Here is a 12,268-nt window from a genome sequence, read left to right on the forward strand (position 1 = left end):
AATTTGCCATAATAAAGAAAACATCTTTTGGGGATGAACCAAAATAGAAGTGAGGTAATAATGAATAGAATAATTTACAAAGCTACATTGTTTATAGTGGTTAATAGTCTACTAGCCATAATTCTATCCTTGAGTTTACTATCCATGTTTCATGGTTTGAGCATAGATCGTGCAATTGATTGGTCACAGTTGAACACCAAAGTATTTGCAGGGTTATTTATAGTTGTATTCTTGATTTTAGGAATACTACAACGGTTTAAATTTATGTTTGTTGTGAGAGAACAAGCAGCAGCGAAAATGACAAACAATAAGTTACTGCGTATGATGTTTGTCTTCATCTTTATTATTGCCTCGTCTTTTGTTCTCTATGGTATCCTTCAATTCTTCCAAAGCGGGATGAACGTAGATATTTTTATAGACTGGATACAAGGGAAGACAAAAATCTTTGTGCTTAGTTCCTTGTTTATTCTTTCCCTATATCTTTTGTTTTTATCTGTAACGGGAAGACTTTATTTAAGCTTATTCATGAGTGTTAGCGTTACTGTTCTTTTCGGACTTACTCATGCAAACAAGATGACGTTTCTGGGTGAGCCGCTCTATCCATCAGACTTCAAACAGGTCACTCATATCCTTGAAGTGATTCCAATGGTTCTCGGTGCTTTTTCTATTTGGAAGTTGCTCATTCTTGGACTGATTTTCGTTCTTATTGTTAGCTATGTTGTCATCATCTATTTGCAAATGAATGAAATCAAAACGCCATGGTGGGCAAGAGGGATAGTCCTTTGTTTATCCATTTTCATTTTTTATTCTTTTTTCAATTATCCAAAGACGTATGTCAACGCACTCGCAGAAAAGTCAGACGTGAAGATCGTTCGTTGGAATCAGCCTTCGAACTATCGAGACAACGGAATGGTATTTGGCTTTTTGTCCAACTTGCACGTGGATGCTTTTGATAAGCCAGCAGGCTATAGCAAGAAGGCTGTTCAAGAAATAGCGAATCGAATTCAGGATCAGGCTTCTGAAAAACAGCCAGTGAAAAAAGGGGATGTGAAGAACCCTAATATTGTCTTCATCATGAGTGAGGCATTTTGGGATCCGACTAAACTAGAAAATGTCACGTATAGCAAAGATCCTTTACCAGTTACGCGAGAGTTGATGAAGAAGTACTCTTCCGGAAGTGTTCTCTCACCAACGTTTGGAGGAGGAACATCCAATGTTGAGTTCGAGGCACTTACTGGGTTTTCGATGAGGTTCCTTAAAGCGGGATCACTACCGTATCAACAGCTGATCGATCAAAAAGACTTTATTCCTTCAATTGTTAGTGAATTAGAAGCAAGGAAATATGAGTCTTTGGCTATGCATCCGTACAATAAAGTTTTTTATAAAAGAAACAGGGTGTATGACACGTTTGGATTCAATCGGTTTCTTCATATGAACTCGATGAAAAATAAAGAAATGACGGGACCGTACATTTCAGATGAAGCGGTTGCTCATGAAATACTAGATAACATAAAGAGTAAAGATAAGCCTATGTTTGTTCATGCTGTAACGATGCAGAATCATTTTCCCTATGCTGCAGATCGTTATAAAAAGAATTCCATTAAAGTCTCCGGACTGAGTCCGGCTTCCAACGCAGAGCTAGAAACGTATGCGGAAGGTCTTTCTCAATCCGATCGTGCACTAGAGTTGTTGGTGAAGAAGCTTGAAACGATGGAAGAACCGACACTCGTTGTTTTATGGGGAGACCATCTGCCTATTCTAGGTCAAAATAAAGCAATCTATGAAGAAGCGAAGTTTATGGAGCCATACAACCCGAAGATTGAACTGCAAAAATTCTCGGAAACACCATTGTTGATGTACGCAAACTATGATTTGCCGCGTGAAGATTTGAAAGTGATGAGTCCTTCCTTTATCGGACCAACGTTGTTTAATTTGGCAGGACTTGAACAGCCACCTTTTTATACGTTTTTAGATGAGGTGAAAAGTGAGCTTCCCGGAATCAAGCCAGGCTTACTAATTAATAATGAACAACGATCAGAGTTTGCGCTTTCTAAAAAACAGCAGCAATTATTGAAAGATTACCAGATGCTGCAATACGATCTTCTTGTCGGAAAGCAATATAGCAGGGAGATTTTGTTTAAATAAAAGGAGAGCACCATGGTGAAGACTTTAAAGGTACTGTTACTTACTTTCTTATTTAATGGCATTCTTTTTCTTGGACTCCCTTATGCTTATTTGGCTTATCAAGGTTCAAAATTCACATTCTCGGTTGAAAAATGGCATGCACAAGAAGACAAACGAGGAGACATAGTAGAGGATTTAGTAGAGAAGTATGATTTTAAAGGCTGGTCCGACACAAGAGTCATTAAGCTTTTAGGAGAGCCCGTGAAAGATGGAGCTAGGAAAGAGCCTGATAATATTGTATATTATTTAGGTGATGAGAGTGGCTATCCTAGTATTGATAGTGAATGGTTACTTTTTTGGTTTGATGAAAACGATCGTGTTACTAAATTTGAAGTTACAACAGATTAATAGAAAAAGGGCTTACTCAAAAATATTTGAGTAAGCTCTTTATTATTGTGCCGTATATTCTTTTACCCAGCCGTTACCTTGAGGCGTTTCAATGTAATACCAAATATCTTTCCATTGCTTAGTCGCTTTAGCTGTACCTGGCTGAAGAACAGTTGGTGTCTTGCGTACTTCTAACGGATAGGTATACAGATTCTTTACGGTTGTAAGATTAATCTGCTTATTGATTGCAACGGGTTTATAGTTCAATACTACATTCTTAGCTTGAACCCATTTAACTCCACTCGGTGTTTGAAGGGCATACCAGTTTTTATAAGACTTAACTGCTTTATATTCCCCGGCAGGAGCAGAACTGCTTGTCACTTTACTTGTAAGTGGAAGCGTATATAAAGTTAGCGGTTCTGTTAGTAAGATAGGCATTGGAGTTGAATAGCTAGTAACAGAACCTACTACGTAATTTCCTTTAGACACCCACTTCTTACCGTGAACCGTATTTAATCTAAAAAAGTTTCCTTTTTCAGCAATAACCGTTGCAGGCTGAGCATTAAAACGCAACGTTGATTTATACTGAGTGCCCGGACGGTCATACAAATACGTATTATCAAACTTTGTGATCAGGTAATTCGTTTTTGTAAGCTTTCCTTCCCAAAGTTTTTTGCCTTCATTTGCAATATAGAGTCCAGCTTTTTTGTTTCGTTTCCATTCTTCAGGAATCACTGATAGAGGAGGGTTCGTTTCGTTGACTGCATAACTTAACTCAGGTGTGAACGCAGGGCGTTTGAATTCACTGATGAACCAGTCTTTATAACCTCCACCACCACCCGGAGCTGGTGCGACTAAAGAATAACCAGTCATAGATGAGAAAGCTTTTGCCATATTATAATCACGTGTATAGTTTTCTTTTGTATTATTATAATGCCAATATAATATTCGTCCTGCTGAATGATAAGAGATCGTTACCTCAGGATCTACGTAATAAGTGAAGTTATACAGCAATCTGTTTTCGTTCGTTTGAAGCGGCTTTGTTCCCTTGTAATTCTTGTAAGATGGAGATGTGGGGCCTTCAATACTGCTCCAACCAGGAGGATATTGTCTGTTTGGATCAATACCTTGAGCGTTCGCTTTCCAACGCTTAAAGTTGGTGCTTCCGTTGTTCATCTTAATCAGACTAGATCTCACGGTAGAAGGGAAAGCGTTTGGACCGTATTGCTGAAGCGTAACTCCATCAGGGTTCACCATGGGAACGAACCAGATGGATACATCATTTAATAGATTGAATACATTGTAGCCATCGAAAGTGGTCTTATTTTTGTAAGCATTCGCGTATTGATCGAGCATTTCCATCGTGATATTCGTTGTAATCCACTCACGACCATGGTGAGATCCGTTGTAAAAGACGGTAGCATCACCTTTACCAAGTTTCACAGCCCAGATGTGTCGGCCGTAAATGGTTTTTCCTAATGATTTGTATGTAATAAGTCCAGGGTATTTCGTTGATAATTCTTTTATGTCTGCCGTCATTCCTGTGTATGTAGCCGTTGCGTTCAAATTTACATAATCTGCAGCTTCAGCCTTTTGGCTCATCATTGGAAGAATGAGAGTAAATGCTAACATAAAGGCGATTATTTTTTTCATATGACCCTCCTAAAATATGTGCTGATTCGCAATTATTAGTATACTATTAAACTAATTGGTAAAGGAGATAATTTCATGCAAAAGAAAAAAATAGTTCTATTTATCCTGTCGTTCTTTGCTTCCACACTATTACACCCGTTTCAAACAAAGGCGGTAACACCCATTCCGTATGAAAAACAATTATTGTCACATGCTTTGGCGAAAAAAGGTTCAAAGCAAGTCATCATTGTGAAGGCAGACAGCTCCACTTCATTTAAAGCCGTTCTAGCTGCATATGAATACACAGGTTCTTCATGGAAAAGGGTATATACATATCCTGCAGTTTTAGGGAAGAACGGTATATCTACTCAAAAGAAAGAAGGGGATGGCAAGTCACCGGCAGGTATGTACCTTATGGGACAAGGGTTTGGTTCTGTAACTAAACCAAGCGGAATGAAGCTATCCTATAAAAAAACAACAGCGTATGATTATTGGATTGATGATGTAACGTCTCCTGATTACAACCGATGGAAAGTTTATGATGGAAATCCGTACTCGAATTGGAAATCTTTCGAACGACTCAATCATCCTCTATACAAATATGCAACGGTCATACGTTACAATGAGAAACCGGTTGTTGGAAAAGGAAGTGCTATATTTCTTCATATTTGGAGAGATCGCACGAGTCCAACAGCAGGATGCACAGCGCTTCACGAAGGAAATGTATTAAGACTCATGCAATGGATGGACCCAGCAAAAAAAACTCTGCTTATACAAGGTACGGAAACTGATTTAAAGCGTATGTCACAGCTATAAAAAATGATTAACCAAAGTGAATTCACTATTCATTTTGGTCTTTTTTTGTCGAAAAATAGAGTATAGGTTATAGGCAAATAGTATCTACTAATCACCTAGTAATCTGCTATAATTTAATTAACTTATTTTTCCAAAATGAGTAAATTGTTGGTAGGAGGAAAGAAATGCTACATTGGAAAAAACAGCTATCAGTATTAGGTTTATGTGCAAGTTTAGTAGGAACAGGGTTTTCCACGGTTAATGTACAAGCGAAAGGAAAAGAGGTTAGTCTTTCAAACTCGTACATATCAAAATACCTAGAAGAAAAACGTCAAGAAAAGGTAAATAAGAAACCGGCTATTAGTGAGGATACGTTAATCGTTAAATACAATAGGCCGATCTCCGCAAGTGAACACAATCGTGCTGGAGCAACACCTATTAAAACAATCAGTAAGTTGAATTATACAGTGGTTAAGATTAAGAAAAAAGGAACAATTGATACGGTCTTAAAAGCTTATCAAAAGATGGGTAAGGTAGAGTTAGCGAGTCCGAGTGCAATGTACACAACACAAAGCACGAATGATCCTAAGGTGAAAGAGCAATATCATCTAGCTCTCCTACAAATAGAAAAAGCGCAAAGTTTAGTAGGGAATAAATCAATTAAAGTAGCTGTTATTGATCAAGGAGCAGATAGAAATCACCCTGATCTTGCAGGACAGCTGCTACCTGGATACAACACAGTGAGTCCGATAAATCAGCCAGCACCTGATTTCCATGGTACTCACGTGTCAGGAATCATTGCTGGGAAGAAAAATAACGGAATAGGCGGTTATGGCGTTAACCCTAACGCTGATATTCTAAATATTGATGTATTCGATCGTGGGGGCGGTGCTTATGACTTTGCTATCGCAGATGCGATTCTTTATGCGGCAGATAACGGTGCAAAAGTTATCAATATGAGTATTGGGGGCGGAATGCCTTCTCCTTTGATTGAAGATGCTGTAAAAAAAGCGATTGCAAAGAACGTGACGATTGTAGCTTCTGCAGGAAACAGCGGAGATGATGGACTAAACTATCCAGCCGCTTTTGAAGGAGTTATCTCCGTTGGTTCTACCAATAAAGATAATAAGTTATCCAGCTACTCAACTTTTGGACCGTCAGTTGATATTGTAGCGCCGGGTGAAAATGTTTATGCTCCGATCTATGAAGCTGAACGTAAATCAAGCTTTGATTATCTGAGTGGAACATCCATGGCTTCACCAGTTGTTGCAGGTGTGGCGTCCCTATTGCTAACTAAATATCCAAACCTTACGCCAGCACAGGTGGAATATGTGCTAGAGCACACGGCAAAAGATCTTGGCGCAAAAGGATTTGATACGAAGTTTGGAAACGGACTCGTTAATCCTGTTGACGCGTTAAAGTTTGATGTGAAGAAGATCCCTGCATCAGTGAAGAATCCGAAAACTGAAAGTGAGATTCTTAAAGCGGCAAAATCGGTAACAGTAGCAGGGAAGTACTCATACTCAAACAAAATTACAAAAGCTAACGAAGAGCAGTGGATTAAGTTTCCTGTAAAAGAGGGAGAATTCATTCAAACCTCTTTACAAGGTGCAGCTCCATACGATTACAAGTATAAGCTTCATTTATACAGTGAAGATGGAACACTGATCGAAGAAGTCAACCAAGTTCGCGAAGGCAAACCAGAAGGGAAACTGTTGGAAATACCATACTCTGGTACATTAGCGATCGGAATTAAAGATGCAAACGGAAGCTTTGATGATTCAGGTAAAGGTTTGTCTCACTTCAAGCTAAACATCGAAAGAAGCAATGAACTAGCAGAAGACGGTGTGGATGTTGAGAACCCTCTAGTTGTAGATTCTTTCCCTTATTCTTCTAAGGGAAAAGCCCTAACCTTTACAGGTGAAGAAGGCGATGAAGACTACTTCAAGATTTCTGTTGATGAAAAACAGATGGTGCGTGTAAAAACATCAGCTGTTCCTGGAATTGATGCAAGTCTGAACGTATACCTTAATGAGCAATTCTTCCCACCAACTGAAGGTGAAGATGGTGAAGGAGAAGAAGGCGAGGAAAAAACATCAGGTACTATGGCAGCTAAACCATCCCATGAGGATGAAGAAGAGTTCCTAGAGCCTATGTATTACTCAAACTCTCGTGGTTATGGTGAAGGGGAGACCCTTGTATTCGAAGCAGAGCCTGGAATAGAGTATCTTGTAGCTACATCAAACATGATGAAGTATAACGATTTTATGTTTGACTTCTTCATGAACGAACAAATGATGTATCAGGGTGCTGAAGGAGAATTTGATTCGTCTAACCTTTCATATGAGGTAACAATGGATAGTAAGGTTCTTCCTGAAGATGAAGATAACTATCCAATCCTTGAAGAAGACATGCCTGAGGAAGAGTATGAAGAAGGCGAAATCGATGCAGAAGAGTATGTTGCAAAGAAACAAGCGGTTAGAGATGTCTTGCACGATGCAGAGGATGAAGCCGATGAATACGAAAGAATGATCCTTGAGATTCAAGAATCTGCACTAGAGTACAATATTGGCGAGAAAGCTGCTGGTTATCTTCAGATGATAGAAGATGAGGATTATTTTAAAGTTACACCAAGTGAAACAGCAATTTATGATTTTTCTTTTGCTAAGAACGGAAACATTCCAGCATTAGAAATGTATGAGTTAATCGAACAAACAGATGAAGAAGGAAATACGTTTACAGATCTTAGTCAAATCGGCGCTAACTACACATGGGATTGGTCTGGAATAAAGATGGATTCAACGATGTTAGTAGGTCTACGCAAAAATAAAACATACTATGTAAAAGTGATGAATGATCCGTTTAACGAAAACAGCATCTCTTTTGATCAGTATGCGTTCAGTTCTAAACTGAAGATTAAGAATCCAGAAGATAAGTATGAGAACAATGATAAGCTTGAAAGAGTAAAGAATCTTCCAGCTAAACGTTTCTCTGGAAACTTCGCGATGCAGAATGATATGGATGTATTCTATTTAAAACCAGGAAGCAAAGATACGCTCTTTGGTGTTAATATTGATCGCTATCCTGTAACGAATGACTTGAAAAAGAAGTACCCAGCTGAATTACTAGGAACGATTTACAGTGCGGCTATCGTTTTTGAAGACAAGAATAATAACCGTAAAGTAGATGACAGTGAATTTGACACGCTTCGTTATATGGAAAAAGGTTGGGAAACGGGTCATTCTAGCGGCTCTTTCTTAGCGAAAAAAGGCAAGGGATACGTTATTGCATTTGTAAGCATGACTGAATCTCCTAATCCTAGTTTAATTCCTTACTCAGCACAAGTTGCTCCAGTTAACGTAAAGGATGAGGATGCAGGTTCTGTGGTTCGCAAATACAAGCCTTCTAAGCCACTTTCACTGAAAAAAGTGAACAGCAAGAAGTGGACAGCAACAGGGTACTTAAATGCAGGTGTAACAAATGGCGATACAGATTGGTATGCATTAAAGCTTACGAAGGACAGCAAGGCAAAGCTTACATTAGATATTAAAAATGATGTAGATGCAGTCATGTCTATCTACAAAGATGGAAAGTTAGTGAAGCGTGCTGATTATTATCGTCTAGGAGACGATGAAGTATTGCTCACGAACCTCAAGAAAGGTACGTACTACATTGAGGTGAAAGACAAGAATCGAAATGCTAGTCTTAGCCCGTACACATTAAATGTAGAGTTTTAATAGGAAAAACCCAGCCGAAGACTCATTCGGCTGGGTTTTACTTTTCACTTAATTATTTTACCGAAGATCTTCGATATAACTCTTCTGTCATGGGAACCACTTCTTCTCTTACGATAACCTCTCCATCACTATGAACAACTTCTAATACGATTCTAATCTTTTTGCCTACAGGTATTATTTTTTCGTTTGATTCATTGATCGGATCAAGATAAGAATCCCAATACCCATGAACGATATTCATTTGATAGGCACTGCTCCAATCACGGTATGTCCAGGTGAATGCTGATAATCTATTTCCCCAATCATTACTGGAATAGTGACCATACACTTCTGTCCCGACTGCAGATTTAAGTGATTCATAAGTTGGGTACTTTTCTGCGTCAGCAATCCAAAGTCTGATTTCGCCTTCATAATTAAAAGTCACTTTCATTTTGTTATTACTATTTTTAGTAACATAGAATGTGTCATTAATGCCGCTTACTTTATCTTCCAGCAACTCTTGTAACAGATGAGTTCGTTCTTGAAGGAGTTCTTTTCTTTTTGGTGCCTCAATTTTATTTATACAAGCTGTTGCAAAATGTAAACGTCGCTCGGCTTCCTCTGTGTTTTTAGAAATAGATGCTTCAGCACGATCAAGATGTGTATCAGCACTTATGATGTAATACACTTCATCGCGGGATTTTTTAATTGGATTTAAGTAACGTTCTATAAACTCTTTCTGAATTTCCTTTCCATACACTTTGTCATAATTAGGCTGGAGCAGGCTCAGTTTATAATTGAAATAATTGTAAGATCTCCATTTATAAAATGGTTCATCAGATAGGTAATGATCAAGGTGCTTCTTCTTATAGTCTAGTAAAATCGGATAAGTTCGCACGGCATTGTTGTAAGCATTGCCGTTCTGTACGACTTTCTGATACCCCTTTACTTGAGCAAGCAGTTGTCTTTTCCTATTTGTATTTGGAAGCGAATCTACCATACTCTTCGCTTTTGCCACTTCATACCTTGCTTTATTGTAAGGAGTTGTAATTAATGTACTGAAATCGGGATTCTTCGTATATTTTTGATGAAGAATACTACTGACTTCTGCTGCGATTTTCACTTGTTTCTCTGTAGCAGGGAGAGATGCAGCTTTAGCTGTAAAAGGGAATACGAATAGCAGGCATGCAATAAAGATCGAAGACATTAGTTTTTTCAAGAGAATCATCCTCATTTATTAAGGTAATATACTATCATTATAATAACAAAATATAGAAAAAATGTATTTGTTTACAGAGTATTGAAAGTGCTTTTTTGAATCGCCCACTTGCATTATGTAATTTGGGTCATTTCAATATATAGTAAACTTTATTTTGACCGATATTATAGTAAACATCTATTGCAAGCTAAGTGCATATTTGGTAATATTATCAAGTTGTATTTTTGGATATATTTGGTTCGTTTGAGGGGTTTTATATTAGGAGTCAGGAGTAACGTCTATGTATAACAATAATAAAAGCTGGATTAAATGGTCAGAACTTTTAGTTGTTTCAACCATCCTATATATCATAGAATTGTTCGTTTTTTCTTTTTCTGAGTTATCAGCAAGTCCTTATGCTATTCTCGTTCTCTTAATCGGTATACGGTATGGGATTCTGTACGGCTTGTTTATTTCAGGAATTATTCTAAGTCTTCACATAGTAAATGCTTGGAGCGGCAACGAGGATATTTATTCCTTTATCTTTTTTGGCAACTTTTCTATCTTTGCCATTATATACTTGCTGACAGCCTATATAAGTGGAATTTATGCTACTCGTTACAGAGAAAGGTATGAGGATAAAGAGGCGGAGAGAGAAGAGCTCCAAGTACAACTTGAACAAGCTGTTACGACCTTATACACAGTTAATGAAACAAATGATCTTCTAGAGAAAAAAGTTCTAGCATCAGAAATGACAATGGTTAATGTTTATAAGATGCTGCAAGCGCTTGATCAAGATCATGTAGAGATGTTTATTAACGAAGTGGCAAAAACGCTCGAGACTTATTATGGTGCTAAAACCCTTGGTGTATATCATGTTGATCAAAGTTTAAGAGCTTTACGCGTAAAAGTACGTAAAGGGGAAGAAAAGCTTCTTCCTCAGACGATATTCATAGATTCAGCACCTATGTTCTACGAAAGATTGATTAAGGATGAAAGTATTACAATTCGTCGTATAACGGATGAAGAAAACGCTCCATTATTGGCAGCTCCGATTAAGATCAACAATCAAATCAGACAGATTATTGTCATACAAGAGCTTGATCTTTCTCGGTTGAGCAATGAAGGGCTTTCTATGTTACATATGCTGATTGAAATTATTTCGGAACAATTAACGAAGACTTGGCACAAGTCTGAACAGCAGGAACAACAACAGTATTATCAACATACTAAAGTGTTTAAGCCCTCTTCTTTTAAAGAAAGGATTGAGATTGAAAAAGCGAGATTAATAGAATTTCAAGTACCCTATTGTTATGTTCATTTTAAAACAAAGCCTTTAGCCAATCCAGACCTGCAGATTTTAGAAACATCACTTAGGAAGTATTTAAGGGAAATCGACTTAGTTGCTTATTATCCTAGATCTAACAACTTAATTATTTTATTGCCAGGAACCTCTAAAGAACATGTAAAAGTCATCGAGGATCGATTACAACAGGTTGTGATGGGAGTTCTGAATTAACATGGTGAAGTATTTCATTTTTCTCTATGCAGTGAACATCCTGATTATCTTGGTAATAAAGAGCTTTTTTCAAAAAGAGAGTGGTGAACAAGACAGGAAAACAGAGTATTTTTGGTTATTGGCTATTAGTTCAGTTGTCCCTGTTATAGGCGCTTTAGGTGTTTGGATGGTTATTAAACTTTCTGATAGCAGGGGGAAGGAAAAACGTTATATTCATCATGAGCGTTTTTATGTAAATAACCTTAATGAGATTGGACTACTTTCACTAAAAAGAAGAGAAGCTATTCCTTTTTATGCAGCTATGCAAACGGTGGATGATCTAGGGAAAGATTTAGTCGTTCGTTTGATGGAAAATAAAATACCTGAACAGGGAAGGTATTTAAAAGCAGCTGTTGGGCAGCAAAATAGAGAAACAGCGCACTATGCAGCCACAGCATTAAACTTATTGAATAAACGCTATGAAGCAACCATTAATAAAATGAAGTTATCACTGAGCCATAAGAGCAGTTTACAAGGGTACAAGAATATTCTTTATACATATAAAGAGTATCTTGCGAGCGATGTTGTTTCTGATACGATTCTGAAGGAAAAGAAAGAAGCGTATGAAACACTTTTGAGAAGTGCCATTAAGAAGTTTCCAAAAGAGGTCTTGTTTTATGAGCACTTAGCATTATTCTATTGGGAAAATAATAAACAAAAGCTGGCTGTTCAATTATCGGAAAAGGTAATATCGTATTTTCCGCATTCAGAAGAATGCTACTTCATTCTACTTAACTATTACTATGTAATTCATGATAAGGCTAAGTTAAACAAACTTCTAGTAAAAATAAATAAAAACTATTCACCTACAATTCCTAAGAGACTACAGTCTATCTTGGAACTAATAAAGGGATGAAG

At 37.6% G+C, this 12,268-nt stretch carries 8 protein-coding genes; 6 read left to right on the top strand and 2 right to left on the bottom strand.

Annotated features, from left to right (window positions below):
• The first annotated feature begins 60 nt into the window (after nt 1-60).
• Complete coding sequence (locus FS458_RS03095; RefSeq protein ID WP_186320430.1) at nt 61-2,145, top strand: LTA synthase family protein; 2,085 nt, start codon at nt 61-63, stop codon at nt 2,143-2,145.
• A gap of 12 nt (nt 2,146-2,157) precedes the next feature.
• Nucleotides 2,158-2,532 (top strand): hypothetical protein, encoded by a 375-nt coding sequence (locus FS458_RS03100; protein WP_144697757.1) that lies wholly within the window; start codon nt 2,158-2,160, stop codon nt 2,530-2,532.
• Nucleotides 2,533-2,574: 42 nt separating this feature from the next.
• On the opposite strand, the gene FS458_RS03105 is transcribed toward FS458_RS03100, so the two are convergent.
• A complete protein-coding gene (locus tag FS458_RS03105; protein ID WP_144697759.1) occupies nt 2,575-4,164 on the bottom strand; it encodes a M14 family metallopeptidase in 1,590 nt (529 codons plus the stop codon).
• Between the two features lie 75 nt (nt 4,165-4,239).
• On the opposite strand from FS458_RS03105, the gene FS458_RS03110 reads away from it, so the two are divergent.
• Nucleotides 4,240-4,959 (top strand): L,D-transpeptidase family protein, encoded by a 720-nt coding sequence (locus FS458_RS03110; protein WP_144697761.1) that lies wholly within the window; start codon nt 4,240-4,242, stop codon nt 4,957-4,959.
• A gap of 164 nt (nt 4,960-5,123) precedes the next feature.
• Nucleotides 5,124-8,675: a S8 family peptidase gene (locus tag FS458_RS03115; RefSeq protein ID WP_144697763.1), complete on the top strand. Its 3,552-nt coding sequence runs from the start codon at nt 5,124-5,126 to the stop codon at nt 8,673-8,675.
• Between the two features lie 52 nt (nt 8,676-8,727).
• On the opposite strand, the gene FS458_RS03120 is transcribed toward FS458_RS03115, so the two are convergent.
• Nucleotides 8,728-9,873 (bottom strand): hypothetical protein, encoded by a 1,146-nt coding sequence (locus FS458_RS03120; protein WP_144697765.1) that lies wholly within the window; start codon nt 9,871-9,873, stop codon nt 8,728-8,730.
• Nucleotides 9,874-10,153: 280 nt separating this feature from the next.
• Between FS458_RS03120 and FS458_RS03125 the strand changes: the two genes are divergently transcribed.
• On the top strand, nt 10,154-11,371 hold the full coding sequence (locus tag FS458_RS03125) for a hypothetical protein (protein ID WP_144697766.1): 1,218 nt from the start codon (nt 10,154-10,156) through the stop codon (nt 11,369-11,371).
• A 1-nt stretch (nt 11,372) separates the two neighbouring features.
• Nucleotides 11,373-12,266, top strand: a complete 894-nt coding sequence (locus tag FS458_RS03130) for a hypothetical protein (RefSeq protein WP_144697768.1) — start codon at nt 11,373-11,375, stop codon at nt 12,264-12,266.
• Nucleotides 12,267-12,268: the final 2 nt, after the last annotated feature.

This window comes from Fictibacillus phosphorivorans, assembly GCF_007673525.1.
Taxonomy (GTDB): Bacteria; Bacillota; Bacilli; order Bacillales; family Fictibacillaceae; genus Fictibacillus; species Fictibacillus phosphorivorans_C.

Excerpts from the sequence above, each read along its gene's own strand:
- FS458_RS03115 (WP_144697763.1), top strand. The coding sequence starts at position 5,124 with ATGCTACATTGGAAAAAACAGCTATCAGTATTAGGTTTATGTGCAAGT.
- FS458_RS03095 (WP_186320430.1), top strand. The coding sequence starts at position 61 with ATGAATAGAATAATTTACAAAGCTACATTGTTTATAGTGGTTAATAGT.
- FS458_RS03110 (WP_144697761.1), top strand. The coding sequence starts at position 4,240 with ATGCAAAAGAAAAAAATAGTTCTATTTATCCTGTCGTTCTTTGCTTCC.
- FS458_RS03105 (WP_144697759.1), bottom strand. The coding sequence starts at position 4,164 with ATGAAAAAAATAATCGCCTTTATGTTAGCATTTACTCTCATTCTTCCA.
- FS458_RS03100 (WP_144697757.1), top strand. The coding sequence starts at position 2,158 with ATGGTGAAGACTTTAAAGGTACTGTTACTTACTTTCTTATTTAATGGC.
- FS458_RS03125 (WP_144697766.1), top strand. The coding sequence starts at position 10,154 with ATGTATAACAATAATAAAAGCTGGATTAAATGGTCAGAACTTTTAGTT.
- FS458_RS03130 (WP_144697768.1), top strand. The coding sequence starts at position 11,373 with ATGGTGAAGTATTTCATTTTTCTCTATGCAGTGAACATCCTGATTATC.